22 protein-coding genes are annotated in these 25,137 nt (G+C 55.4%); 9 read left to right on the forward strand and 13 right to left on the reverse strand.

Annotation, left to right across the window (positions count from 1 at the left end; all coding sequences use genetic code 11):
- Window positions 1-1,017: a Bug family tripartite tricarboxylate transporter substrate binding protein gene (locus QEP11_RS00565; RefSeq protein ID WP_284334609.1), complete on the reverse strand. Its 1,017-nt coding sequence runs from the start codon at window positions 1,015-1,017 to the stop codon at window positions 1-3.
- Window positions 1,018-1,179: 162 nt separating this feature from the next.
- Between QEP11_RS00565 and QEP11_RS00570 the strand changes: the two genes are divergently transcribed.
- Both QEP11_RS00570 and QEP11_RS00575 read left to right on the forward strand, forming a co-directional pair.
- Entirely contained in the window at window positions 1,180-2,133 is a 954-nt protein-coding gene (locus tag QEP11_RS00570; RefSeq protein ID WP_284334610.1) for an MBL fold metallo-hydrolase, read from the forward strand.
- A 149-nt stretch (window positions 2,134-2,282) separates the two neighbouring features.
- Window positions 2,283-3,368, forward strand: a complete 1,086-nt coding sequence (locus tag QEP11_RS00575) for a tartrate dehydrogenase (RefSeq protein WP_284334611.1) — start codon at window positions 2,283-2,285, stop codon at window positions 3,366-3,368.
- Between the two features lie 150 nt (window positions 3,369-3,518).
- On the opposite strand, the gene QEP11_RS00580 is transcribed toward QEP11_RS00575, so the two are convergent.
- From QEP11_RS00580 to QEP11_RS00600, 5 genes are all read right to left on the reverse strand, one after another.
- Window positions 3,519-4,958 carry a ferredoxin reductase family protein gene (locus tag QEP11_RS00580; protein WP_461782046.1) on the reverse strand — a complete coding sequence of 480 codons (1,440 nt, stop codon included), beginning with the start codon at window positions 4,956-4,958 and terminating at the stop codon, window positions 3,519-3,521.
- 402 nt (window positions 4,959-5,360) lie between these two features.
- On the reverse strand, window positions 5,361-6,371 hold the full coding sequence (locus tag QEP11_RS00585) for an SDR family oxidoreductase (RefSeq protein WP_284334612.1): 1,011 nt from the start codon (window positions 6,369-6,371) through the stop codon (window positions 5,361-5,363).
- On the reverse strand, window positions 6,368-7,297 hold the full coding sequence (locus tag QEP11_RS00590; protein ID WP_284334613.1) for a bile acid:sodium symporter family protein: 930 nt from the start codon (window positions 7,295-7,297) through the stop codon (window positions 6,368-6,370). The genes QEP11_RS00585 and QEP11_RS00590 overlap by 4 nt, the downstream gene beginning before the upstream one ends.
- A gap of 15 nt (window positions 7,298-7,312) precedes the next feature.
- The gene (locus QEP11_RS00595; RefSeq protein WP_284334614.1) at window positions 7,313-8,677 is read right to left on the reverse strand and encodes a flavin-containing monooxygenase; all 1,365 of its coding nucleotides are present in this window, start codon (window positions 8,675-8,677) and stop codon (window positions 7,313-7,315) included.
- A 168-nt stretch (window positions 8,678-8,845) separates the two neighbouring features.
- Window positions 8,846-9,604: an SDR family NAD(P)-dependent oxidoreductase gene (locus QEP11_RS00600; RefSeq protein ID WP_284334615.1), complete on the reverse strand. Its 759-nt coding sequence runs from the start codon at window positions 9,602-9,604 to the stop codon at window positions 8,846-8,848.
- A gap of 99 nt (window positions 9,605-9,703) precedes the next feature.
- Here QEP11_RS00600 and QEP11_RS00605 point away from each other — a divergent pair, with 99 nt between their 5' ends.
- On the forward strand, window positions 9,704-10,462 hold the full coding sequence (locus QEP11_RS00605; RefSeq protein ID WP_284334616.1) for an IclR family transcriptional regulator: 759 nt from the start codon (window positions 9,704-9,706) through the stop codon (window positions 10,460-10,462).
- A gap of 127 nt (window positions 10,463-10,589) precedes the next feature.
- On the opposite strand, the gene QEP11_RS00610 is transcribed toward QEP11_RS00605, so the two are convergent.
- Both QEP11_RS00610 and pmbA read right to left on the reverse strand, forming a co-directional pair.
- Window positions 10,590-11,504 (reverse strand): EamA family transporter, encoded by a 915-nt coding sequence (locus QEP11_RS00610; protein ID WP_284334617.1) that lies wholly within the window; start codon window positions 11,502-11,504, stop codon window positions 10,590-10,592.
- Window positions 11,505-11,618: 114 nt separating this feature from the next.
- A complete protein-coding gene (gene pmbA, locus QEP11_RS00615) occupies window positions 11,619-13,028 on the reverse strand; it encodes a metalloprotease PmbA (protein WP_284334618.1) in 1,410 nt (469 codons plus the stop codon).
- A 66-nt stretch (window positions 13,029-13,094) separates the two neighbouring features.
- Here pmbA and yjgA point away from each other — a divergent pair, with 66 nt between their 5' ends.
- The 3 genes from yjgA (at window position 13,095) to QEP11_RS00630 (ending at window position 15,661) form a co-directional block, all read left to right on the forward strand.
- Window positions 13,095-13,784 (forward strand): ribosome biogenesis factor YjgA, encoded by a 690-nt coding sequence (gene yjgA, locus QEP11_RS00620; protein ID WP_284334619.1) that lies wholly within the window; start codon window positions 13,095-13,097, stop codon window positions 13,782-13,784.
- Window positions 13,781-14,374 carry a molybdopterin adenylyltransferase gene (mog, locus tag QEP11_RS00625; RefSeq protein ID WP_284334620.1) on the forward strand — a complete coding sequence of 198 codons (594 nt, stop codon included), beginning with the start codon at window positions 13,781-13,783 and terminating at the stop codon, window positions 14,372-14,374. The genes yjgA and mog overlap by 4 nt, the downstream gene beginning before the upstream one ends.
- An 87-nt stretch (window positions 14,375-14,461) precedes the next feature.
- On the forward strand, window positions 14,462-15,661 hold the full coding sequence (locus QEP11_RS00630; RefSeq protein WP_284334621.1) for a multidrug effflux MFS transporter: 1,200 nt from the start codon (window positions 14,462-14,464) through the stop codon (window positions 15,659-15,661).
- Between the two features lie 122 nt (window positions 15,662-15,783).
- On the opposite strand, the gene QEP11_RS00635 is transcribed toward QEP11_RS00630, so the two are convergent.
- From QEP11_RS00635 to xseB, 5 genes are all read right to left on the reverse strand, one after another.
- Window positions 15,784-16,863: a TRAP transporter substrate-binding protein gene (locus tag QEP11_RS00635; protein ID WP_284334622.1), complete on the reverse strand. Its 1,080-nt coding sequence runs from the start codon at window positions 16,861-16,863 to the stop codon at window positions 15,784-15,786.
- Between the two features lie 160 nt (window positions 16,864-17,023).
- Complete coding sequence (locus QEP11_RS00640; protein ID WP_284334623.1) at window positions 17,024-18,106, reverse strand: TRAP transporter substrate-binding protein; 1,083 nt, start codon at window positions 18,104-18,106, stop codon at window positions 17,024-17,026.
- Between the two features lie 173 nt (window positions 18,107-18,279).
- Entirely contained in the window at window positions 18,280-20,184 is a 1,905-nt protein-coding gene (dxs, locus tag QEP11_RS00645) for a 1-deoxy-D-xylulose-5-phosphate synthase (RefSeq protein WP_284334624.1), read from the reverse strand.
- A 97-nt stretch (window positions 20,185-20,281) separates the two neighbouring features.
- On the reverse strand, window positions 20,282-21,145 hold the full coding sequence (locus QEP11_RS00650; RefSeq protein WP_284335182.1) for a polyprenyl synthetase family protein: 864 nt from the start codon (window positions 21,143-21,145) through the stop codon (window positions 20,282-20,284).
- A gap of 82 nt (window positions 21,146-21,227) precedes the next feature.
- Entirely contained in the window at window positions 21,228-21,476 is a 249-nt protein-coding gene (gene xseB / locus QEP11_RS00655; RefSeq protein ID WP_284334625.1) for an exodeoxyribonuclease VII small subunit, read from the reverse strand.
- 317 nt (window positions 21,477-21,793) lie between these two features.
- Between xseB and QEP11_RS00660 the strand changes: the two genes are divergently transcribed.
- The 3 genes from QEP11_RS00660 to QEP11_RS00670 all read left to right on the forward strand — a co-directional run bounded on the left by QEP11_RS00660 (window position 21,794) and on the right by QEP11_RS00670 (window position 24,891).
- Window positions 21,794-22,933 carry an aromatic ring-hydroxylating oxygenase subunit alpha gene (locus QEP11_RS00660; RefSeq protein ID WP_284334626.1) on the forward strand — a complete coding sequence of 380 codons (1,140 nt, stop codon included), beginning with the start codon at window positions 21,794-21,796 and terminating at the stop codon, window positions 22,931-22,933.
- Between the two features lie 102 nt (window positions 22,934-23,035).
- Window positions 23,036-23,950, forward strand: a complete 915-nt coding sequence (locus QEP11_RS00665; protein WP_284334627.1) for a DMT family transporter — start codon at window positions 23,036-23,038, stop codon at window positions 23,948-23,950.
- A 38-nt stretch (window positions 23,951-23,988) separates the two neighbouring features.
- Entirely contained in the window at window positions 23,989-24,891 is a 903-nt protein-coding gene (locus QEP11_RS00670; RefSeq protein WP_284334628.1) for a sulfurtransferase, read from the forward strand.
- The last annotated feature ends 246 nt before the right edge of the window (window positions 24,892-25,137 follow it).

A 25,137-nucleotide genomic window follows, 5' to 3' on the forward strand; every position in this document is an offset into this window, starting at 1 on the left:
TTACAGTGACATGCCTGTAGTCTTGATCACTTTGGACCAACGCTCCATGTCCTTGCTGATCAGCTGACCAAACACCTCTGGTGTGCTGGGCATGGGTTGTGCCCCCTCGCTTTGCAAACGCTCCAGGATTGCCTGGCTCTTGAGTGAGGCATTGATCTGGGCATTGAGCTTGCTCACTACTTCTTTGGGCATGCCTGCGGGTCCGACAATGCCATACCACTGGTCTGCTTCAAAACCTGGAAGCGCTGCCTCTGCCACTGTGGGCACATCAGGCAAGATGGCTACGCGCTGTGGAGAAGACACTGCGATGGCCTTGATCTGCCCTGCCTTGAGTTGCGCCAGCACGGCAGGAATGCCCGTAAACAAGGCTTGCACCTGCCCGGCCACCAAGTCGTTCACGGCAGGCGCTGTGCCCTTGTAGGGAACGTGCTGCATGCTCAGGCCTGTTTGCTGTGCCAGATAAGACATGGTCATGTGTGCTGCACTGCCATTGCCACCTGAGCTGTAGTTGATCCTGTCTGGATTGGCTTTCGCATATGTGATGAAAGACTTCAAATCCGTCACCGGCAGCGAAGGATGCACAACCAGCACATTGGGTACACGGGCCACCCAGGCCACAGGCGTAAAACTCTTGATGGGGTCGTAAGGCAGCTTGGGATACAAGCTGGGCGTGATGGCCAGCGTCCCCACATGCCCCATCAGCAAGGTATAGCCATCACTGGACGCTTTGGCCACACGATCTGCACCGATGCTGCCACCAGCACCTGCCACATTCTCTGGCACCACCGACTGTCCCCAGGCTTGAGTCAGCTCATGCCCCATGGCGCGGCCCAAGATGTCCGCCGATCCGCCGGGCGTGAAAGGAATCACCATGCGTATTGCTTTGCTTGGATAGCTTGCAGCGGTTTGGGCTATTGCAGTAATTCCTGTCAGAGACAGCCCGGCCAGCGCAGCCGCACGCATCCATTGGCGGCGTTGCAGAAGCAATGAAACAGTCTTGGAATTTGAATTTTTCATGGTTTCTCCCAGAGTAAAAACGTAAGCAGGCTTGAATGTCTGCATTTACGAAGTCATTCGCTTCGGTGTTTACCCGTGCTTGTTCGCACAAAGGGCCGGATTTGAGAATAGGCTTCAGGCTAATGTCAGCCCGTCACTACTCAACAGTCCAAAGGAGCCACCATGACAATGCATCGCCGCCACTGGATACTTGGAGCCGCAAGTCTGTCAGCGGCAGGCTGGCTCACGGCTTGCAGCACCTCCAACGCAAGCAGATCCGCCACATCTGCAGGCTTCGTCGCCCGGCAAGTCGGAGAGGCACGTGTGATTGCAGTCAGTGACGGTGTCGGCAAACGTGCGCTGGATGCTGGCTTTGTGAAGAACGCTCCACTGGAGCAGGTGCAAGCTGCACTGCAGGCTGCAGGCCTGCCAACCACCCATATTGATGTGCCCTACACCTGCTTTGTCATTGAGCATCAGGGCAAGCGCTATCTGCTTGATACCGGTTTTGGCGACAACGGCCCTGCTGGCACCGGACTGCTGCACACTCATATGCGTGCCGCAGGAATCGACCCTTCCACTATTGACGCTGTCATCATCAGCCATATGCACGGTGACCACATCAATGGTTTGCGCCGCAAGGATGGCAGCCTGATCTACCCCAAAGCGCTGGTGTACGTGCCTCAGCCTGAAATGGCTTTCTGGATGGATGATGCACGCATGCACGCCGCTCCCGAGGGTGCTCGCGCAGGCTTTATGGCGGTACGCCGTGTCTTCAATAACTACCCTGGCAATCAACTCAAGCTGTTTGTGCCGGGTTCCAGCATCTTGCCCGGCCTGGACACCATTGCCAGCTTTGGGCATTCGCCAGGCCACAGCGCCATTGCAGTGCAGTCTGGCAAGGAACGCTTTGTCTATATTGGCGATGTGGCGCACTACCCTGCCTTGTTTGTGAGACATCCTGACTGGCAGGTGCAGTTCGACATGCACCCCGAGCAAGCACGTGCAACCCGGCACCATTTGCTGACCCGTCTGGCGCAAGAACAAAGCTGGGTGGGCGGCTATCACTTTCCGCTGCCCTCAATCGGCCATATCCAAAAGACCAGCACTGGCTTTGACTGGCTGCCGGGTAGATAAACCATTCAATCCGACGAGGCTGCCCCGCAGCGTGACATGGGGGAGCCTTTTCATTGCACACACTGTGTGAATGATCTACACACATTCAGATCATTACCACGCAAACCTGCTCACCGCACAATGGCTGCATGTCCATTAAAGGGATTTCCATGTCCAGCACAAAAAAAATTGCAGTCATTGCCGGAGACGGTATTGGCAAAGAAGTCATGCCAGAAGGCCTGCGCACCCTCAAAACCGCAGCCAAGCGGTTCAACTTAGCGCTTGAGTTTCATCACTTTGACTGGGCGCACTGCGACTACTATGCCGCGCACGGCAAGATGATGCCCGACGACTGGAAGCAGCAACTGCAAGACATGGATGCCATCTTCTTCGGCGCAGTTGGCTGGCCAGCCACCGTGCCCGACCACATTTCGCTTTGGGGCTCCCTGCTCAAATTCCGCCGCGAGTTTGACCAGTACATCAATCTGCGCCCGGTACGTCTGTTCGAAGGCGTGCCCTGCCCGCTGGCAGGCCGCAAACCCGGCGATATTGATTACTATGTCGTGCGCGAAAACACGGAAGGTGAGTACACGGCCTTGGGCGGCGTCATGTTTGAAGGCACAGACCGCGAGATCTGCATCCAGGAATCGGTCTACAGCCGCAAAGGCTCACAGCGTCTGCTCAAATACGCCTTCGATCTGGCGCAAAGCCGCCAGAAAAAGCATGTGACGCTGGCCACCAAGTCCAACGGCATCGCCATCAGCATGCCCTGGTGGGACAAGCAGGCTGATGCCATGCACAAGGACTATCCCGAAATCACGCTGGACAAGCAGCACATCGACATTCTGACGGCACGCTTTGTCTTGCAGCCTGGGCGTTTTGACGTGGTGGCAGCCACCAATTTGTTTGGGGACATCCTCAGTGACCTGGGCCCGGCCACGACGGGCACCATCGGCCTGGCACCATCCGCCAACCTCAACCCGGAACGCAACTTCCCCAGCCTGTTTGAGCCCGTGCACGGCTCCGCACCTGACATCTACGGGAAAAACATCGCCAACCCGATTGCCATGATCTGGTCCGGCGCGTTGATGCTGGATTTTCTGGGACATAGCCAGGGTGCATGGCGTGAAGCCCACGACGCCATGGTCAAGGCCATTGAAGACACCATTCGCACAGGGCCCAAGACCCCGGATCTGGGCGGCAGCGCAAGCACCACCCAAATGGGCGAGGCGATTGCGGCGCAGATTGTTGCATAGCGTATTGTGTTTTACGCCTTGAATGCTGCGGGAAAAGCGCGGTAGGTCCGCTGCTTTTCCTGCAACGCTTTACTGTGCACACCTTCCCGCCAAACGCCAGTTACATCAAACCATCTACAGTTCGCTGGCCTGTGCCCAGATGGAATATCGTCAGCGCATTTCAAAAAGCTCTTGATGAAAGGACTGCTCGGGCAGGCCATGCGCGACCAGGTCTGCACGCAGCGCGTTCGCAAAACCGACAGGGCCACAAAACCACACGCTGGCGTCCTTCCATTCAGGCACCAAAGCCCGCAAACGCTCACCCGTCAGGCGGCCATCCCGCTGGTCGATAAAGAGGTGGAACTTCACTCCAGCAGCCTCGGCATCAGCACACAGTTTTTCAATCGCTAGCGGATCATGCTCAGCGGTGGCATGAAAAAGATCCACAGTATGTTGCTTTTGTTCATGCGCCGCCTGGGCCAGATATTTCATCCTCGCAATAAACGGCGTTATCCCAATTCCCCCGCCAATCCAGATCTGGCGTGGCTTGTCATCATCAAACGTGAAACAGCCATAGGGACCCTCAACTTTCACACCATCACCCACACACAGGCGCTGCGCCAGCGTCTCGGTATGGTCACCAAGCGCCTTGGTGACAAATGTCATGCACTGCTCAGCTTCGTTCCATGCAGAGGCAATGGTGTAGGGGTGAGCGCCTTCCTTTGGATTTGAGGTGGCAAATACGAATTGTCCAGGCTGATGCCCACGCCAAGTACCTTCTTTCATGCGCAACCTGATTTCCAAAGCATTCAATGTTGGATAAGACTGTAGAAAATCAATCACGCCATACGCAGTGCGAGCCTGCCCCACTCGCCCTGACAAAACAAGAACGGCGCAGAATGTACCACCCAGCATCATTATTGCCAGCACCCATCCTATAGGCTGACTCCAATAGACGAATTCGACCAGCACTACTGCATGCAACACCAGAATCAAATACAGGCCAGCCAGTACAAAGTGCGTTTTGGCAAATAGCCTATACGGGAAACGTTTGACCAAAGCCAGCACAATCAAAATCACCGCGGCATAAAAAGCCCACTCTCCCATTGTTTCGGCCTGTCCACGCCAATCCCGCAAAGCAGATTCCAATACGCTTCGCTGCATTCCAGAGCCGTCCATTTTTTGCGTGGGACGTACAAGCCAGCCCCAGCCCACCGCCCATTTCGTACCTTTTGCCCAGACCCAGTGGACTATGCCAATGACTAATGCCGCAATACCCAGCCATTTATGCAACCGATACATTTTGTCCAGTCCACCCAAGGGCTTTTCAAGCCACACGGGCCGCACCGCAAGCAGCATTGCCAAAGACATGACGCCAAAGGCCAAAACACCGGAATATTGAACCCAAACCTTGCGAAAGGCAAAGTACTCTATTTGCTCTGGCCAAAGCGTATCCGCCATCAACCAGAAGGCGCTCAATAGCACCAGGAATACCCAAAAAAACCAGATAATCCTTTTCATCAGAAAACACCTCTCTTTCCAAATGCATTCAACATCGAAGGGTATGAAATCAAGGCTCAACCAATAATCAATCTCAATAGAAAATATCATCCTTCAATGAACTCAAAAGCATTCATACATCATACTCAGACTGGATAATTAAAAATTACTAAATATTGCCATTCATTATTGTTTAAAATCAGCAAATATAAAGATGTACTCAGGATAATATTTATATCGATATTGATAATGATGTTTATTTGAATATTTTTTGGACAATTAAATAATCACATACAAAACCATACTCCCGGACAGGCAGCTTTTCTGTACGCGCCAGTGTGCCTGCTGCTACCCGGTCGCAGGAAGCAATTGCCTTGGCAGCAAATCAACACTTAATCAAAGCCACGGCAGCTCTTCAATGGGCATCCTGCTTGCCAGCAGCCAGGAGTTCAGTCACCCGGCGTCCCATCTGTAGCCAGCACACGAGCGGACGCGCGAAATGTCCAATGCAAGTCAGAGCACCCTTGGCGCTGTCGCAGCACGCACCGGCTTGCCTTGCGTACTGCGGGCCTTTGCAAAAGCCTCAAATGCCTGGGCACTGGTTTTTTGCGGCACATAGCCCCACTGCTTGAGCGCAGTGTTGAGCAATACGGGGCGATAGCGCAGAAAGTCCAATTGTTCAGGGCCATAGCGGCTCACCCCCAGCCTGGAGCCGAGCCACAAAGCAGCGCGCAGCCACCCAGCAGGCAGATTCCATGTCGATTTGCCAAGGCGTGCAGCAATCTCATGGATGGTCAACGCTCCATCTCCCGCAAGGTTGTAGGCGCCTGGCGCTGCTCCACTGAGCGCATGCAAGATGGCTCCGGTCACATCTTCGTCCCAGATGAAGACAAAAGGACTGTCACTTCCACGGATGGCCAGCAGCCTGGGCTTTTCAAACAGCGCAGTGATCTGGTTGTCCACGCGCTCGCCCAGGATGGTGCCAATGCGCAAAATCGTTTGTTGTAGCTGGGGATATTCCACACGCCATTGCGCCAGCATCTCTTCCACCAGACGCTTGTGGTCGGAATATGCAAACACGGGGTTGCCGCGCAGGGCATCCGTCTCCGTGATCCACGCAGGGTTGTCGGCATGGTAGCCATAGGCTGCGCCGCTGGAAGACACTACCACGTGTCGCACTCCGGCTGCCTTGCAAGCCTGCAGCACATTGCGGGTGCCGTTCACATCCACATCGTATTCAAAGGCCCTGTTCGAATCCTTGCCCGGGGTGACGATTGAGGCCAGATGCACCACAGTGTCGATGGCAAACTCATTCAAGGTCTGCGTCAAAGCTGGGTCACGAACATCCTGCTTGCGATAAATCACACCCTTTTGCTGGCGTTCGGCGGGTACATCGCGCACATCCAGTGCCACCGTCAGCGTCCCCGGCCTGTGCGCCAATGCAGCGACCACGCTACGTCCCAAAAAACCATCTGCCCCAGTAATCAGCACCCTCTGAGCAGCTTGTGTGTGTGCTGAATTCATGCGTGTACCTCGGTCTGTGCCACTGCACCTTCGGGCGTTTTGCGCCCCCACCAGGAAGCAAGAGCCAAGCCCGCAATAATGTCCCAGAACCCCCAAACACCTGCGACCACAGCCATCCCTCCCAGGCCTCCAAAAAAGCTGAAGACCAGTACCAGCCCCAAACCTGCATTGCGAATCCCCACCTCGATCGCAACTGCCCGCCGCTCGTAATCAGCCAACCCCATCACTCGCGCGCAGACGTAACCCGTGCCGAACGCCAGCGCATCATGCAGAACCACCGCCAGCAACACCAAGCCTATGTAATCGAGAAAAAAGCGCCAATTGCCTGCAATGGCTCCCACGATGAAGCCGATCAATGCCACAAAGCTCAGGATACGCACCGTTTTCTTGCAGCGCTGCGTCGCCGAGGGAAAGCGATGCGCACACCACAGCCCCAGCACAAATGGAATACCGATGATCAACACAATGTGGCCCACCATCTCCAGCGGATCCAGTGAGATTGATTTCAACAGGCCTGATGCCGTGGGATGCAGACCGCCCCAAAAAGCAAAGTTCAGCGGCATCACAACCACCGCAATGGCATTGGAGATTGCAGTCATGGACACCGACAAGGCTACGTTTCCTTTGGCGCGGTGGGTCAGGATGTTGGACACATTGCCAGGCGGACAGCACGCCACCAGAATCATCCCCAGCGCAATGCTGGGACCCACATTGAGCATCAAAGTCAGTGTGTAGGTGACTGCGGGCAAGACAAAGAATTGCGCAGCAATACCCACGGCCATGGCCCAGGGCATGCGCGCCACGCGCTTGAAATCTTCCATGCGCGTATCCAGCGCAATACCAAACATTAAAAAACCCAGCACTGCATTGAGCAGTGCCAGCGAGGCCGGGTTGAAGTTCAACCGTATTTCGTCCACTGGCAACATGGCAACTCCCGTCACTCAGCCCAGCTTGGCCACGGCCTCACGCACCGCTGTGCGATAAGCATCCTTGTTCACATAAAACGCCATGCGCTCCAGCTGCAAATACTGGTAGCCTGCAGACAAATCGGGCGCTGGCCCTGCAATGGCGGTTTGCAAACGCTGTGCTGCAGGAGCCTTGAGCGCCAGGCCTTTGAAGTAGCGCGCTACCAGTTCTGCCTGTTCATAACGCCCTTGCCAGCCCAAGCCACTGGCTTCCACCATGCCCAGCACCGCCAGATGTGTGTATTTCGGCGCAAAAATGTTCATGTACAGCTGCGGCGCCATACCTTGCCAGTTCAGGTGTGCAGCATCGATAAACGGGTAATGCAGGGTATAGCCCGTGGCCAGCAGCACCATGTCGTAGTCCTGCTGCGATCCGTCCTTGAAATGCACGGTATGACCATCAAAGCGTGCAATATCGGCTTTCACATGGATATCACCATGACCCAGGTGGTGCAGGATGAGCGAGTTCACGATGGGGTGCGACTCGTACATCTTGTAGTTGGGCTTGGGAAAGCCAAAGCGCGTTGGGTCACCGGTGAACCACTTGAGCACCACGCAATCCACCTTCTGCTTGAGCCAGCGTGGCAATGGTTTCTTGCCTCCAATGGTGTCTGCAGGTTTGCCAAACACATACTTGGGCACAAAGTAGTAGCCACGACGTACCGATATGTCCACGCTCTGGGCATAGTGCACGGCATCCACCGCAATGTCGCAGCCGGAATTGCCTGCTCCGATGATCAACACCCGCTTTCCAGTGAACTGACTGGCACGCTTGTATTGGCTGGTGTGCATCAGCTCGCCGGAAAACTGCCCCTCAAACTTCGGCAGATTGGGCTCCGCCAGAATGCCGTTGGCAATCACCACGCCTTTGTACTGCGCCGTCTCAAGATCGCCCTGTGCATTGCGCACCGTCACACGCCATGGCGTGTCCTTGTCTTCCGGGTTGACAGGCTCCACCCTCTCCACACGTACGCCAAAGCGAAAGTGTCTGCGCAAATCAAAGTGATCCGCAAAGTCACGGAAGTAAGCGCATAGTGCCCGATGGCTGGGGTAGTCGGCCACCGAATCCGCCATGGGAAATTCTTTGAATTCAGTCATGCGCTTGCTGGAAATCAGGTGCGCAGACTCATACACCGTGGAACGTGGATTCTCAATGTTCCAAAGCCCTCCCACATCGGTGTAAGCCTCGAAACCCTGGAATGGAATGCCCTGCTTTTGCAGATTACGCGCACCGGCCAGGCCGGAAGGGCCTGCACCGATCAGCGCAACCATTTCCTCTGTCCTGCATATGGGCAGCGAAGCGGCCACCGGCGCGGGGCTTACATGGTGTTCGTGTCGCATGGTTGTTGTCTCCTTGATTGTCTTGCTTGCCACTCTATGGGCTCACTTTTCTTGTCTGTTTGATACCGATGACATGGTCGGCATCATCGTATTCAGGCCAGGAATGGCATTGCTGCCACTCTCCCCCTGCCTGGCTTTGCGTGGCTGTCCCCGCAGCAAAGCATCCATCTATGCGTCTGGCAGACATGCCAAGGCACGGGAGAGCCATCCGGTGCGACGTGGCACCACAATATGCGTATGCCCCTTTCGGATACGCCGCAGCATGATGCGGGCAGCGTCTGCAGGATCCATCAATCCCGGCATGGCGAAATCGTTATGGGCCGTCAATGGGGTGCGCAAATAGCCTGGGCATATAGTGTGCACACTGATACCCGTGCCACGCAGCTCGGCACGCAAACTCTGCAGATAACGGATCAGGCCACCTTTGCTGGCACAGTAGGCACCGTTGCCTTGCAAGCCACGCCAGCCCGCAATGCTGGCCATGCCCACCAAAGCACAGCGGTGTGAAGGCACGGAGCGCAATGCTTGCAAAAAAGGCTGAAAAGTTGTGACTGGCCCTAGCAGATTGATCTCCAGCATGCGGCGCAGCACGGGCAGATCTTCGGCTTGTGCAGTATCAAAGCCACTGGCAACGCCGGCGTTGGCAATCACCAGATCAGGTAGCCCCGCAAACTGCATCCAGTCTTGCGCCATCCGCAGCATGGCTGCACTGTCTGACACATCCAGCACATAGACACGACATTGCGCAGGCGCTTGCGCTGCCATGTTTTCCAGCACATCTGGCTGCATGCCCAGCAATGCCAGCTTGCTGCCTTGTGCCTGCAACTGCTGGGCCAGGGCCTGCCCCAAACCTCCACATGCCCCGGTCAGCACGGCATTGCGAAAGCCGTGCAGAGTCAATGGGCTCGTGAAAGTGGCATGTGTCATTGGTTTTCCATCCGTGACCAAAAAGCGCTTGCCACCACTCTATGTTCAATGCATAAAATCCCGAAAATTTTTATTTATTCGTCTCGTTTTCAGAGATTTATGACAAAAAATTCCTTATCTCCAGGGTTGAAGCTTTTCGATTTGCTGGAAATCCTGGTACGAGAGGCACGCCCGCTGACGCTGGCCGAAGCCGTAGCCACCAGCGGTTGGCCCAAACCCAGCGTGCATCGCCAACTGGCGCAGCTGGAGGCAGGTGGCCTGTTGTCACGCGAGCCCGATGGTCGTCGCTATGCACTCGCTCCGCGCCTGCTGCGCTTGGCAGAAGCCACTTTGGCCGGCAGTGCCCAGCAAAGCGTGCGCCACGCCGTGTTGCGCCAATTGGTATCTGACATTGGTGAGAGCTGCAATTTCACAGCACTATCCGGTGTGGAGGTGGTGTATTTGGACCGCATTGAATCGGCTTTTCCACTTCAGCTGAATTTGCGTCCTGGCACCCATGTCCCGGTGCACTGTTCGGCCAGCGGCAAACTTATCCTCGCGCATATGGCCGCGGCCCAGCGCAACAGCTTGATGCAAGCGCTGCCGCTGACACGCTACACCGCTTCCACGCTCACAACACGAGAGGCTTTGAACGAGGAGTTTCGTCGCATTCGCAAAGAAGGCTATGCAGTGGACGCAGAGGAATTTGTAGACGGTCTGGTGTGCGTGGCGGTACCTGTGTTTGGCAAGGATGAACGCAGTGTGCGCTGTGCCGTTGCCCTGCAAGCGCCCGTAGCGCGCATGAGCCTGGCACAGGCGCTGGAGCGTCTGCCACGCCTGCAAGAAGCCGCCAAGGCCTTGGGACGCACACTGGTCTGATCAACCCTACCAAAGCCTGCTGAGTCACCATTTACATTCCAATTCCGCGCGATCACTTGAAGCCACACGCAGTATGCAGCTGTGGCAAGGCCAAGCAACGACGTATCAACGGCGGTATTTGCAGGCTTTAGACAGCATTGCGCCAACGCCCGCCAAACTGATTGACCATCATGCCCAGCAACACGCCTACCGTGCCCAGCCACTGCATGGCTGTAGGGAACTCTCCCAGCAACAATATGGCTGAAATCAGACCAATCACAGGCACCAGCAGCGACAGCGGCGCCACCGTGCTTGCAGGGTAACGCTGCAGCAATTTGGTCCACAGACCATAGCCCAGCAGGGTAGACAGCAGCGAAAGATAAGCCACAGCGCCGATGCCTTGCCATGTCATGCCTGCAAGCTGGGACTGCATCGCACTCCAGCCTCCTTCCAGCCATAGCGACATGAGCAATAACGGAATGATGGGAAACACACTGCTCCACACCAAGAAGGGCACGGGCTCATAAGGACCGTGTTTGGCTGCGTGACGGGTGATCAAATTTGACGCAGCCCACATGGCTGCCGAGCCTACGGTGCACAAAAAGCCAATCAGCGTCATCTGCGTGGCACTATCGCCATGGGCCGAACCGATGATGATCAAGCCCCCAATTGCAATGCATAGCCCCAGCCACTGCCAAGGATGCGGGCGCTCATTGAGCAACACGGCAGCCATCAGCAATGTGATGAATGCCTGGGTTTGCAGCACCACAGATGCCATTCCGGCAGGCATTCCCAGTTGCATGCCCACAAACAGCAAACCAAACTGCCCCACGCCCTGCACCAGGCCATATGCAGCCAGCAATCCCCAGGACAGCGATTGCGGACGGCGCACCCACACCAAAAAAGGTAGCGATGCCGCCATGAAACGCAAGGCGCACAGCAGCAGCGGCGAAACTTCTTGCAAGCCCCACTTCATCACCACAAAGTTCACGCCCCAGACCACAATGACCACCAGGGCCAAGGCCCAGTCAGCTCCGCTTAAACCTTTGATATTGTTTTGCATTTTTGGTTCTTAGCGCTCGCCATACCCGCGCAAGCTGCCATCTATTTAAAAATTTTCAGGGACAAAAAAAAGGCATGCTGGATTCAGCATGCCTGGTCGCTTGTAGCGAAAGCCTTAGCTGCCCGCCACCTTCATACGATTGATCAGAATTGATCCAACGGTTTTGGCCCCGTAGTTATACGCGTCTGCACCCACGGCTTCAATACCCAGATACATGTCTTTGAGGTTGCCCGCAATCGTGATCTCCTGCACCGGAAATGCGATCTTGCCGTTTTCCACCCAAAAGCCAGAAGCGCCGCGCGAGTAGTCACCCGTCACATAGTTCACGCCCTGTCCCATCAACTCCACCACAAACAGGCCCGTGCCCAGCTTTTCCAACATGGCATCCAGGTCATCGCCACGGCGTGTCAGTCGAGAGGTCAGCGTCAAATTGTGTGAGCCACCTGCATTGCCGGTGGTCTTCATTCCCAGCTTGCGTGCTGAATAACTCGAAAGGAAATAACCTTCCACGCGTCCGTCATCCACCACCATGCGGCGTTGCACACGCACACCTTCATCATCAAATGGAGAGCTGCCTTTGCCGCGCAGAATGAATGGATCTTCTTCAATGCTGATGTGCTGAGGAAAGACCTGTTTGCCCAGTGAATCCACCAGAAAGCTGCTCTTGCGATAGAGCGTGCCACCGCTGACTGCCTGTACGAAGCCACCCAGCAAGCCCGCAGCAAGTGGCGACTCAAACAGCACAGGGCACTCGGTGGTAGGAATCTTGCGGCTGCCCAAGCGACTCAAGGCACGTTGCGCTGCGTAGCGCCCCACCTCTTCAGGCGAAGCCAGCTCGATCGCATCGCGCATCGAGCTGTACCAGTAATCACGCTGCATTTCACCATTCTTGCCTGGCAACGAGGCAATCGGCGCTACCGAGATGCTGTGACGCGAACTGGCGTAACCGCCACGAAAGCCCCGTGTATGTGCGCTGTAGAAATGACTTTGCTGTGCCGAGACACTGGCGCCTTCACTGTTGGTGATGCGCTTGTCGGTTTTCATGGCCGCGGCTTCGCAGGCAATCGCAATGCGCGCAGCTTCTTCACTGCTCACATTCCAGGCGTGGAAAAGATCCAGATCCTTGTGCGTGGATTCAGGGGCAATGTCGTCCGCATCGGGCAGTCCCGCCGTGGGGTCTTCGGCCGTAAAGCGCGCAATGTCATATGCTGCTTGCACCGTTTGCTGGATGGCGGCTTCAGAGAAGTCCGAAGTGCTGGCATTGCCTCTGCGCTGGCCAATGTAGACCGTCACGCCCAGCGACTTATCACGGTTGCGCTCGACGGTCTCCAGTTCGCCCTTGCGCACGCTCACGCTCAGGCCGCAGCCCTCGGAGGCATCAGCTCCGGCATCGGTGGCGCCCAACTTCTTGGCATGGGACAGGGCTTGATCCACCAGCCCTTCAAAAAACGAACGGCTGTAGCTGAAGCCGGAATCAGCCTGTGCTGTAGTGGTGCTTGTAGAGCGTGAACGAGGTTTATTCATAGCGGCGGATATGATACCCAGCACTGCAGCCCTTATGTGCTGCCACCCTATTTCTCCATATAAAACATGTCACGCAAACCCAAAAAAGGCTACTACGTGAAGGGCGTTTTCGTTGCTGAAGGCAGCGAACGCGACCTGGAACTGAAGGCAGAACTCAAAGGCACTTGGGATCTGACCCGTACCGATCGCAAAGTGGAAAGCGATGCCCTGCAAGACTTGGGCGAAGCCCTGCTTGGCCTGCGCCCCAAGCTGCTGGAGCGCCTGCAACTGCCCGAGAAGCTCATGGAAGCTTTGGCAGAGCAAAAACGCCTGACCAACTTTGAAGCCAAACGCCGTCAGATGCAGTTCATCGGAAAGCTGATGCGCAAGCTGGAAGACGAGCAAATTGAAGCGGCCAAGGCAGCGCTTGAAGAACAACGCACAGGCGTCAGCCTGGAGCAAACCAATATTCTGGTTGCGGAGCAATGGCGCGATCGTCTGATTGACAGTGATGACAACCTGGGTATCTGGCTGGATCAATTCCCTGCTACAGATGTTCAGCAGGTACGCACCCTGATGCGTCAGGTACGCAAGGATGAGGCCACTGCCATTGCCAAAGCCAAGGAAGCGGAGGCCAAGGGCCAGATCCTTCCTCATGCCAAAAAAGGACGCGCATACCGCGATCTGTTCCAGATGCTGCTCTCGCACATCAATGGCACCGCCAGCCAGACTGCGGATGACGCGGACAACTTGCCTGAAGATGAGGACACGCAATGAGCAACCATGACGCTGTCAAGATTGGTATTGTCTCCATCAGCGACCGTGCCAGCTCCGGCGTTTATGAAGACAAAGGGCTGCCAGCACTGAAAGACTGGCTCAGCCGTGCGCTGTGCAACCCGGTCACGTTTGAAGCGCGCTTGATTCCCGACGAACAAGCCACCATCAGCCAAACGCTGATTGAGTTGGTCAATGCTGGTTGTTCTCTGGTGCTTACCACCGGTGGTACAGGCCCAGCGCTGCGCGATGTGACGCCCGAAGCCACTTTGGCCGTTGCCGACAAGGAAATGCCTGGCTTCGGTGAGCAAATGCGCCAAATCAGCCTGAAGTTTGTGCCTACTGCTATCTTGTCGCGCCAGGTGGCAGTGGTTCGAGGCCAAAGCCTGATCATCAACCTCCCCGGGCAACCCAAAGCCATTGCTGAAACGCTGGAAGGATTGAAAGATGCCGAGGGCAATCAGCTTATCAATGGTATTTTTTCCGCTGTACCCTATTGCATCGATTTGATTGGTGGCCCTTACCTGGAAACCAATGACACCGTGTGCAAAGCCTTTCGTCCCAAAAGTGCCATCCGCACGCCACAGCCCTAAACAGGCCAATTCCTGCAAAGGTACATGCCGCGCATGTGCCTTTTTTAATGCGGCAGCACTTCTCTCCCGCCGTGACACCTGGGCTCAATGAAAAAAAATCTGTCACTCACCTTTGTTTTGGCCTTGTGCACCATGCTCGGTGCCTTGGGTATTGATACCTATCTTCCTTCTTTTCACGCCATTGCCCAAGAGTTTGGCGTAGGCCCTACTGCGGTGCAACAAACGCTCAGCGTCTATGTACTGGCCATGGCCATCACCATGCTGTTTTACGGCACGCTCAGCGATACCTTTGGCCGCCGACGGGTACTGATCTTTGCGGCTGTGGGCTACGCATTCACCTCCGCAGCCGCCGCCTTTGTCACCAGCATTGAAGGTCTGGTGGTCGTGCGCTTTGCCCAGGGCGCCATGGCCGGTGCAGGCATGGTGATTGCCCGTGCAGTGGTGCAGGATCGGTTTCAAGGTGCTGATGCGCAGCGCATGATGAGCATGGTCATGTTCTGCTTTGGCCTTGCACCAGCCATTGCGCCCGTATTTGGTGGCTGGCTGCAAGCGCATGGAGGCTGGCGTGCGGCATTTTTTTTCTTGGCAGCATTTGGTGCTGTTCTGGCCATTTTGTGTTGGCGCGTACTGCCCGAAACCTTGCCTGCAGACAAGCGCACTCCGCTCAAGCTCGGAGTCATCACGCACAATTACCTGACAGCACTCTCTAACCCGCAGTTTCGATGGATGGTCGTGGGACTGGCATTGATGGCAGGCTCCAGTGCTATCTATATCAGCGCCGCAGCAGAGTTCGTGATGGGGATATTGAAGCTTGATGAAACCTCGTTTGGCTGGCTCTTCATCCCGCTGATCGCAGGCTCAATGGCAGGTTCGGCCATCTCTGGCACCTTGGCCAAGCGCATTCCACAGAGTGTGCAAAAAATGATTGGCTATAGCTGCCTGATCCTGGGTTGCAGCAGCAATGTGCTCTACCACATGTTCACACAAGTGCCCGTGGTGCCCTGGGCCGTACTACCCATTACTTGCTACACACTGGGCATAGCCCTTCTGATGCCTATCTTGTCACTGCAAGTGATGGCACTGTTCCCTCACATGCGCGGCCTGGCTTCTTCGCTGCAGGGCTTCACCCAGATGGGAGTGTTTGCGTTCATGGCAGGAGCTGTAGTGCCACATTTGTTTCACAGCGGCTTGGCGCTGGCCATTGGCCAGTTCATCACGGTGCTGCTCGGCATGTCCATCTGGTGGTGGTCTACGCGCCATGCAGCATCGCTTACACCTCCCCACTAAGCACGGCTGGCAGCTCGCCATGTGCCATGTGTAAGCCTGCACAGGCGGACAACTGCAGCATTACTCGACCATGCACAAAAAAGCAGCCCGATGGCTGCTTTTTTGTGGGTAATGACACATTCTTATAGCTTTTGCGAGGACATAAAACTGTCATAGCGCCCTTCTGCAAAGCGGAACCACAACACCTGATCGCGCTGAAAGTTGCGGTAGTCAGCATAGATCTTCTTCCAGTCGGGGTTGCTGGTATCCAGGCCTGCATAGACTTCCATTGCAGCTTTGAACGATGCATCCATGACTTGTTGAGGGAATGGCAATACCTTGGCCTTGGCGGCCACCAGCTGCTTGAGCGCAACAGGATTGCGTGCGTCATAGCGACCTTGACAGGTCACATGCGCTTCATGTGCTGCAGCCTTGACGATGGCCTTGTACTCGTTGCTCAAGCTGTTGTAAGCCTTGTCGTTGATATAGAAGGACAGGTTCAGCGACCCCTCCCACCAGCCAGGGTAGTAATAAAAGGGCGCCACCTTGTTCAGGCCCAGCTTCAAATCGTCGTAGGGACCAATCCATTCCGCAGCGTCAATTGTGCCCTTTTCCAGCGACTGATAAATTTCGCCCGCAGGAATGTTCTGCGGCACAGCGCCCAGTTTTTCCAGCACCTTGCCAGCAAAACCACCGACACGGAACTTCAAGCCCTTGATGTCTTCGGTGCTCTTGACCTCTTTGCGGAACCAGCCTCCCATTTGCGCCCCGGTATTGCCCCCCAGCATAGGCACGATGTTGTATTTGGCATAGAACTCCGTCATCAGTTTCGAGCCATTGCCATCGACCATCCACGAGGTCAATTGGCGCGAGTTCATGCCAAAAGGAATAGCACCGCCAATGGCGAATACCTCGTTCTTGCCGAAGAAGTAGTACGGTGCGGTGTGGGCCATTTCCACACTGCCGTTTTGCACACCATCGACCACATTGAAAGCGGGCATCAGCTCACCCGCCTGGTGCACCGTGACATCAAACTTGCCACCAGTCATGGATTTGACCGCCTGTGCAAACACATCTGCGGAACCATAAATGGTATCCAGTGACTTGGGGAAACTGGACGCGATACGCCAGCGGATGGCTGCCTGCGCATGCACCGCGGGGGCTGCACCGGCAGCCAGAACACCGGCGATACCGGCATTTTTAAGCATGGAACGACGATCCATTATTGTCTCCTTTGGGTTATCAAAAAACCTCTGCCAGTACCGCTTCTACGACGGCATGCAGGCACAAAAAAACCGGTGCCTAAAGCATGAATGCAAGCACCGGTTTTATCTGCAGAGGAACTGGCATGCTGCACATGCAAGCTCCGTTCATCATTGCTGATTACAGCTTTACAGAAGTCATGTATTGGTTGTAGCGCAACTCAGAGAAACGCTCCCACAGCAGTTGATCTCGCTGGAATGCGCGCATATCCTGATGGATTTCCTTGAATTCAGGCGACTTGGCTTCATGCTCGGCAAACACTTCCATGGAAGCCTTGAAGCCTGCATCCATCACATCCTTTGGGAAAGCCTTGAGCTGCGTTTTGTCAGCCACCAATTTCTTCAGGGCGATGGGGTTGAAGGCGTCGTACTTCGCGGTCATGTCACGCGCTGCCACACGGGTGGCGGTGTCCACAATCTGCTTGTACTCCGTCGACAAAGCTGCATAAGCCTTTGCGTTTACAAAGAACTCCAGCTCTGCGCCACCTTCCCACCAGCCTGGGTAGTAATAGAAAGGCGCAACCTTGTTGAAGCCCAGCTTCTGGTCATCGTAAGGGCCAACAAACTCGGTGGAATCCAGCGTGCCTTTTTCCAGCGCCTGATACACATCGCCAGCAGGCATGTTTTGCGACACCACGCCCAACTTGGCCATGGCTTCACCAAACAAGCCACCACCCAAGCGCATTTTCAACCCCTTCAGGTCAGCCACTGACTTGATTTCCTTGCGATACCACCCCCCCATCTGGGTGCCGGTATTGCCCGCGCTATAGCTCTTGATGTTGTAGTTGGCGCAGAACTTGTCAAACAGCTTGCGGCCGTTGCCATGCTCCATCCAGGCATCCATCTGGCGTGCAGTCAAGCCAAATGGCACTGCGCAGCCAAAGGCAAAAATCGAGTTCTTGCCAGTGAAGTAGTAAGGCGCTGTTTGCGCCATTTCAATCGTGCTGTTCTCAATGGCATCCACAACGCCAAATGCAGGCATCAGTTCGCCAGCAGCATGCAGCGACACTTCAAACTTGCCTCCAGACAATGCTTTGACGACTTGGGAAAACTTCTCAGCGCTGCCAAAAATGGTATCGAGCGATTTGGGGAAGCTCGATGCCAGGCGCCAACGAACAGCCGCTTGCGCGTGCACGGCTGGAGCGGCTGCAGCAGCCAGGACACCAGCAATGCCAGCGTTTTTGATCAGGGAACGACGGTCCATTTTTTCTCCTTGAATTTGCACATGCGGCTGCCGCAGGGCAAACAGCCGAAAACCCATCGGGGTGTGCAAAATTTTAGGAATGGAAAATGTAAAAACTGTTGGGGGTAAACCCCTGAGATTTACCCGTCTTCAGCCAAATGTCAGACAGCGCCACACTGTCTGACATTTTCGACTTAACGCGATGAATTCAGAAAACGCTGTCGTATGGAGTGCTCCATGCCTGCAGCGTCCAGGCCTTGCATAGCAAGCAACTTGGCTGGGTCGCCATGCTCGATGAACTGGTCAGGCAGGCCCAGATGCAGCACGGGTATCGTGATGCCTGCTGCCGACAGCGCCTCAGAGACTGCCGCACCTGCCCCCCCAGCAATACAGCCTTCTTCCACCGTGACGAACACATCATGGCTGTCCGCCAGTTCGCGCACCAACGCGGTATCCAAAGGCTTCGCCCAACGCATATTGGCTACAGTGGCATCCAGCGCTTCACCAGCTTGCAAAGCCGGATAGAGCAAGGTACCGAAGGCCAAAATAGCAATGCGGGGCCTTGCATCGACATTGCCTTCGGCCCGAACAGCCGTGCTTTGGCGACGCACTTCGCCCTTGCCAAAGGGCAGCGTAGACAGATCCTTCAGTGGCTCCACCCCCACTCCTGCGCCCCGCGGATAACGCACGCACACAGGGTGATCTTGTTCATAGGCAGTGGTCAGCAATTGACGACATTCACGCTCATCTGCGGGTGTGGCCATGCTCATATTCGGAATGCAGCGCACGAACGCAATGTCATAAGCGCCTGCGTGTGTGGCCCCATCAGCACCCACCAAGCCGGCACGATCCAGCGCGAACACCATGGGCAGCTTTTGCAAAGCCACATCGTGAATCAACTGGTCATAGGCACGCTGCAAAAAGGTGGAGTAAATCGCCACCACAGGCTTGACGCCTTCGCACGCCATCCCGGCAGCAAAAGTCACCGCATGCTGCTCGGCAATCCCTACGTCGTAATAACGATCCGGGAAGAGTTTTTCAAACTGCACCAGACCAGAGCCTTCACGCATGGCCGGCGTAATGCCGACGACGCGCTTGTCCTGGGCCGCCATATCGCACAACCAGTTGCCGAACACCTGCGTGAATGTGGGCTTGGAAGGGCTGCTGGACTTGACGATACCCACGGCAGGATCGAATTTCCCAGGCCCGTGATAGGTCACAGGATCTACCTCCGCGAGCTTGTAGCCGTGACCTTTCTTGGTAACCACGTGCAGAAACTGCGGCCCTTCCAGGCTGCGGATGTTCTCCAGCGTGGGAATCAGAGAATCCAGATCATGGCCATCAATCGGGCCGATGTAGTTGAAGCCAAAATTCTCAAACATGGTGGCTGGCACCACCATGCCCTTGGCATGCTGCTCCAGGCGCTTGGCCAACTCCAGCAACGGTGGCACCTGCTTGAGCACGTTCTTGCCCACATTGCGCGCTGCAGCGTAGAACTGGCCACTCATGAGCTGCGCCAAATAGCGGTTCAGCGCCCCTACTGGCGGGCTGATGCTCATGTCGTTGTCGTTCAAGATCACAAGCAAATTACCGTCCAGCACGCCAGCATTGTTCATAGCTTCAAAGGCCATGCCTGCAGTCATGGCACCATCACCAATCACGGCAATCGCACGGCGCTCTTCGCCCTTGCGCTTAGCTGCCATGGCCATCCCCAGTGCTGCAGAGATGCTGGTGGAAGAGTGACCTGCACCAAACGCGTCAAATTCACTTTCCGTGCGCAGCGGGAAGCCCGAAATACCATCAAGCTGGCGCAATGTGGGCATGCGCTCACGGCGCCCAGTCAAGATCTTGTGCGGATAGGTTTGGTGGCCCACATCCCACACCACGCGGTCATAGGGTGTATTGAAAACATGGTGCAAAGCAATTGTCAGCTCCACCGTACCCAGATTGGAGCTCAGGTGACCACCTGTTTTGGACACGCTGTCCAGCACATAGGCTCGCAACTCATCTGACAGAGCCTTTAGGTCACTGCGCGACATGGTGCGCAGATCAGCGGGCGCGTTCACTTTCTGCAGCAAGGGGTAAGCGTTCGTGGTCATTAGCTAATTAGTGTTTGCAGCTTGCACAAAGCCAACAGTGTGCGTTCACCATGGCAAGCCTAGCAATAGGAAAAAATCGATGATTGGTGGTGAACGTTCAATGCGAACGCAAAACTACCATCTGAGCCAACGCAGCCAAAGCACGCACATCTGGCAAACCGCTGTCATCCAACGCCTTCAAAGCCTGTTGCAGCAATTCATTGGCATAACTACGTGCCCCGTCCAACCCCATCAAAGACACAAAAGTTGGCTTGTCGTTGGCAGCATCCTTGCCCGGTGTCTTGCCCAATGTTGCAGCATCAGCCACCACATCCAACACATCATCCACCACCTGAAAAGCAATTCCCAGCGCTGCGGCATAACGACTCAGAGCTTGCTGTATTTCAGCAGGCACAGACGCGCAGGCAACCCCCATGGCGACACTTGCTTCCAGCAAGGCCCCTGTCTTGAGGCTGTGCATGCGACGCAGCTCTTTTTCGCTCAAGGCTTTGCCAACACTGGCCAGATCAATCGCTTGACCACCCGCCATGCCCTTCGCGCCTGCCGCCTGAGCCAATATGCGACACAGCTTGGCTTGCACTGAAGCAGGCACCTCCACTTCAGAAGGCGTCAGCAACTCAAACGCAAGCGCCTGCAAAGCATCTCCACCAAGCAAAGCACCGGCCTCGCCAAACTGCACGTGAACGGTGGGCTTGCCACGGCGGAGCACATCGTTGTCCATGCACGGCATATCGTCGTGCACCAGCGAGTACGCATGGATCAGCTCTACAGCACAAGCTGCACGCAATGCCGCATGCGGCAATCCTTGCACAGACTCTGCGGCTGCCAGAACCAGCAAAGGACGCAGGCGCTTGCCGCCATCCAAAACTGCATAGCGCATGGCTTCACCCAGATTTTCTGGCGTGTTCACGCCTACCCACTGCGACAGCGCCTCTTCGGTATGCTGCAGTTGCGCATGCATCCAGGCATTGAAATCAAACGGTGAAGTAGAAGACGTAGAAGTATGTGGCTTAGTCAAAATCTGAGATTCCATATCGACCCACTCAGTCTTGCGACCATGGCTTGACCTGACCTTCGTCCAGCGCCTTGATTTGTGTCTCCACAGTATCTAGCTGCTTGCGGCAGAACTCCAGAAGGAAAGAAGCACGACGGTAACCATTCATCATGTCGCCCAGAGGCAACTGACCAGACTCCATAGCTGCAGCCAACTCTTCCAACTCCGCCAAAGCCAGTTCATAACTTTCTGGAGGTGTGGAAATGTCTGAGACTGTTTTGGTTTTCGCCTTTGGCATGGGGAAGCTCGTGGGGTTGGGGAACCGATGATTTTAGGCTGTGCAGACATTGACCTCAGCCGCGGGGCCTTGACTTTGCAAGAAGCCGCAAAATTTACAGTTTTCGACCATCAAGCATTGGATTAAATACACATAAGTGGCTAGCGGAAATAACCCCACCGCTTACAATCCCATTCCCGTCGAACCGGCACACGCTCTTGCATTGACGGACACAAGCTTTATCTGCTCCTGTCCTCGATGCGCTGGCATGGCCGGTTTTTTCTTTGTTACCGTGCAAACCGCACCTCCCTGTGGGGAGTCTTTAGGTCAGGTCCTCCATGTCTGATTTAAGTCTTCAGCTGCAGCAGGCCGCAAGCCAACTACCAGTTTCAAGCTATTTCGATCGTGCGCTGTTTGAGCGCGAGATGGAAACCATCTTTCGTAACGGCCCGCGCTATGTGGGCAGCAGTGTCTGTGTCCCAGAGATTGGTGACTACTACGCGCTGCCACATGAACAAGAAGGCCGCGCTCTGGTTCGCAACAACCAGGGGCAAATCGAGTTGATCTCCAACGTCTGTCGACACAGGCAGGCCATCATGCTCAAAGGCCGCGGCAACCTCCTGTCACAGGGACAAGGCCACGCGGGAGGCAACATCGTCTGCCCACTGCACCGCTGGACCTACAACAGCAGTGGTGAATTGCTGGGAGCCCCCCACTTCAGCCACGACCCTTGTCTGCACCTGAACAATTACAAATTGCGTGAGTGGAATGGCATGCTGTTCGAAGACAACGGCCGTGACATTGCCGCTGATCTGGCCGGCATGGGGCCACGCGAACAGCTCAGTTTCGAGGGCATGGTGCTGCACCACGTTGAAATGCACGAGTGCAACTACAACTGGAAAACCTTTATCGAGGTTTATCTGGAGGACTACCACGTCGGCCCCTTCCACCCGGGGCTGGGCAACTTTGTCACCTGCGATGACTTGCAATGGGAGTTTTCCAAAGAGTACTCGGTGCAGACTGTGGGAGTTGCACCGACCTTTGCCAAACCTGGCTCGGATATTTACAAAAAGTGGCACGAAGTACTGCTGAACTACCGCAATGGCGAACTGCCCGAACGCGGTGCCATCTGGCTGACCTACTATCCCCACATCATGGTGGAGTGGTATCCCCATGTGCTGACGGTTTCCACCCTCCATCCTCTGAGCCCCAGCAAGACCATGAATGTGGTCGAGTTCTACTACCCTGAAGAAATTGCCGCTTTCGAGCCTGAGTTCATTGCTGCGCAAAAAGCTGCCTATATGGAAACAGCCATCGAAGACGACGAAATTGGTGAACGCATGGATGCGGGGCGACGCGCGCTTTTCGAGCGAGGCGACAACGAAGTTGGGCCCTACCAGAGTCCGATGGAAGATGGCATGCAACATTTCCACGAGTGGTATCGCCAGACAATGGGACTTCATCTACCCCAGCGCTAAGCTTTTTTGCTACGCTCCAAGAGCTGCCAGTGACGACATGTCGTCACTGGCAGCTCTTTTTATTTACAACGACAACAAAATTCCAATCAGGGACGACTGACCATGCAAGTGCTATGGATGGTGGTAGGTGCTTTTTTGTTTGCCACCATGGGGGTGTGCATCAAATATGCAGCATCCTATTTCAACACCGCAGAAATAGTTTTCTACCGTGGCTTGATTGGCATGCTGGTTCTTTGGATGCTGACTGCGTCACAAGGCATCTCCCTGAAAACCAAACATCCCTGGATGCATGCATGGCGCAGCCTGGTCGGTGTCACCGCCATGGGTTGCTGGTTCTATGCCATAACGCAAATGCCACTGGCCAGTGCCATGACGCTGAACTACATGAGCAGCATTTGGATTGCGGCTTTTTTGCTGGCGGCGGCCCTTTGGTCGCTACACCCTAAAAGCGGACGCCCCAGACAAGTCCTCAACATTCCTTTGCTGCTCACCATCATCATGGGCTTTGTTGGCGTGCTGCTGATGCTGCAGCCAAGCTTTGCCCAGGAGCAGACCCAGGCAGCCCTGATTGGACTGGCATCGGGCTTGTTGTCAGCGCTGGCCTATATGCAGGTCGTGTCGTTGTCACGCATTGGCGAGCCAGAATCACGCACCGTTTTTTTCTTTGGTCTTGGCTGCACGCTGGCTGGTCTGCTGGCTTGCTTTGTCACAGGATTTTCGCAGTGGCCCGGATGGCAGGCAGCAGCTTGGCTAATCCCGATTGGCTTGCTTGCCGCAGGCGGACAATTATGTATGACCAAAGCCTACGCCAATGCGAAGACAGCACGTGGCACGCTGGTGGTGGCCAATCTGCAGTACTCCGGCATTGTGTTTGCAGGCATGTACAGCCTGTTCCTCTTCAATGACACATTAGGCTGGGAAGGCTGGCTGGGAATGACGCTGATCGTGGTCAGCGGCATTGCAGCCACCATCTTCCGGGCACGCGGCATTTCCGCACCCGCGCCCACGAAGTCCTAGTTCACAATGCATGCAAATTGAACTCTTTTTGCATGGACATGAACTACACCACACTGATTTCGCCCGCGCAGTTGCAAGCACTTCAAAGCCGTGGGCAGCCCCTTATGGTTTTCGACTGCAGTTTTGATCTTAGCAACCCGGCCGCTGGACGCCAGCAGTTCACTGAAACCCATATCCCTGCCGCTGTGTACGCTGACCTTGATCAGCATTTGAGCGCGCGCCACGGCGCACCTGGAAAGGACGGCCAGGTGCACACCTCACAGACCGATAAGCCCGCATCTGGCGGACGCCACCCACTGCCCAGCCGTGAGCGCTTTGCACAATGGTTATCTTCTGTAGGGTTTCGAAATGACATGCAGGCCGTGGTTTACGACCGCCAAGGCTGCAACTTTTGCGGTCGGTTGTGGTGGATGCTCAAGTGGGTCGGGCACGATGCTGTAGCCGTCTTGGATGGCGGGCTGCAAGCCTGGGTAGCCCACGGTGGCAGCACCAGTCAAGGTGATGAGCCCTCACACTTTCAATCCAATTTCGAACTCCGTGAAAGCCTGCGTCAACTGGTCACTGCCGCTGAAGTGGAGCAACGCCTGAGCGAATCAGACCAACAGATTTTGATTGATGCACGTGCGCCTGCGCGCTACCGAGGTGAAGTCGAGCCACTGGACCCCGTAGCTGGTCACATTCCTGGCGCGCTTAATCGCCCATTCGCAGAAAACATTGCACTGGACGGCCGCTTCAAGCCCAAAGAATTGCTGCGCGCTGAATTCGATGCTTTACTGCAAGGCCGAGACCCCAGCACCGTGGTGCACCAGTGCGGAAGTGGCGTCAGCGCTTTGCCCAATTTGATTGCAATGGAAATTGCAGGCTATGCACCTACCAAGCTGTTTGCAGGCAGCTGGAGCGAATGGTGCAGCAAAACGGAACGTCCTGTCGCCAAAGGTTAAAAATCGTTTCCATGCCAAACAGAGGGCTGTTTACGGCTTTTTCAAACGCATTGAACGCCTTGAGTTCATGCATTATCTGGGCTTGCAGCAATACCAAGCAGTTAACACTCCCAACCTGGCGCAGACTGTGATGCTCGCGGCAGACGCAGAGTGGGTGATCTCATGGTCAACCATTGCAATTACCTAACAGACAGCGAGCCTTCATTGTAGGAATTTCACCTACAAATCCCCCATGTCAGGCTGACA

The organism is Comamonas halotolerans (assembly GCF_030162935.1).
Classification (GTDB): domain Bacteria; phylum Pseudomonadota; class Gammaproteobacteria; order Burkholderiales; family Burkholderiaceae_C; genus Comamonas; species Comamonas halotolerans.

Coding starts and splice junctions, on each gene's coding strand:
- QEP11_RS00565 (WP_284334609.1), bottom strand. CDS start 1,017: ATGAAAAATTCAAATTCCAAGACTGTTTCATTGCTTCTGCAACGCCGC.
- QEP11_RS00570 (WP_284334610.1), top strand. CDS start 1,180: ATGACAATGCATCGCCGCCACTGGATACTTGGAGCCGCAAGTCTGTCA.
- QEP11_RS00575 (WP_284334611.1), top strand. CDS start 2,283: ATGTCCAGCACAAAAAAAATTGCAGTCATTGCCGGAGACGGTATTGGC.
- QEP11_RS00580 (WP_461782046.1), bottom strand. CDS start 4,958: ATGATATTTTCTATTGAGATTGATTATTGGTTGAGCCTTGATTTCATA.
- QEP11_RS00585 (WP_284334612.1), bottom strand. CDS start 6,371: ATGAATTCAGCACACACACAAGCTGCTCAGAGGGTGCTGATTACTGGG.
- QEP11_RS00590 (WP_284334613.1), bottom strand. CDS start 7,297: ATGTTGCCAGTGGACGAAATACGGTTGAACTTCAACCCGGCCTCGCTG.
- QEP11_RS00595 (WP_284334614.1), bottom strand. CDS start 8,677: ATGCGACACGAACACCATGTAAGCCCCGCGCCGGTGGCCGCTTCGCTG.
- QEP11_RS00600 (WP_284334615.1), bottom strand. CDS start 9,604: ATGACACATGCCACTTTCACGAGCCCATTGACTCTGCACGGCTTTCGC.
- QEP11_RS00605 (WP_284334616.1), top strand. CDS start 9,704: ATGACAAAAAATTCCTTATCTCCAGGGTTGAAGCTTTTCGATTTGCTG.
- QEP11_RS00610 (WP_284334617.1), bottom strand. CDS start 11,504: ATGCAAAACAATATCAAAGGTTTAAGCGGAGCTGACTGGGCCTTGGCC.
- pmbA (WP_284334618.1), bottom strand. CDS start 13,028: ATGAATAAACCTCGTTCACGCTCTACAAGCACCACTACAGCACAGGCT.
- yjgA (WP_284334619.1), top strand. CDS start 13,095: ATGTCACGCAAACCCAAAAAAGGCTACTACGTGAAGGGCGTTTTCGTT.
- mog (WP_284334620.1), top strand. CDS start 13,781: ATGAGCAACCATGACGCTGTCAAGATTGGTATTGTCTCCATCAGCGAC.
- QEP11_RS00630 (WP_284334621.1), top strand. CDS start 14,462: ATGAAAAAAAATCTGTCACTCACCTTTGTTTTGGCCTTGTGCACCATG.
- QEP11_RS00635 (WP_284334622.1), bottom strand. CDS start 16,863: ATGGATCGTCGTTCCATGCTTAAAAATGCCGGTATCGCCGGTGTTCTG.
- QEP11_RS00640 (WP_284334623.1), bottom strand. CDS start 18,106: ATGGACCGTCGTTCCCTGATCAAAAACGCTGGCATTGCTGGTGTCCTG.
- dxs (WP_284334624.1), bottom strand. CDS start 20,184: ATGACCACGAACGCTTACCCCTTGCTGCAGAAAGTGAACGCGCCCGCT.
- QEP11_RS00650 (WP_284335182.1), bottom strand. CDS start 21,145: ATGCATGCGCAACTGCAGCATACCGAAGAGGCGCTGTCGCAGTGGGTA.
- xseB (WP_284334625.1), bottom strand. CDS start 21,476: ATGCCAAAGGCGAAAACCAAAACAGTCTCAGACATTTCCACACCTCCA.
- QEP11_RS00660 (WP_284334626.1), top strand. CDS start 21,794: ATGTCTGATTTAAGTCTTCAGCTGCAGCAGGCCGCAAGCCAACTACCA.
- QEP11_RS00665 (WP_284334627.1), top strand. CDS start 23,036: ATGCAAGTGCTATGGATGGTGGTAGGTGCTTTTTTGTTTGCCACCATG.
- QEP11_RS00670 (WP_284334628.1), top strand. CDS start 23,989: ATGAACTACACCACACTGATTTCGCCCGCGCAGTTGCAAGCACTTCAA.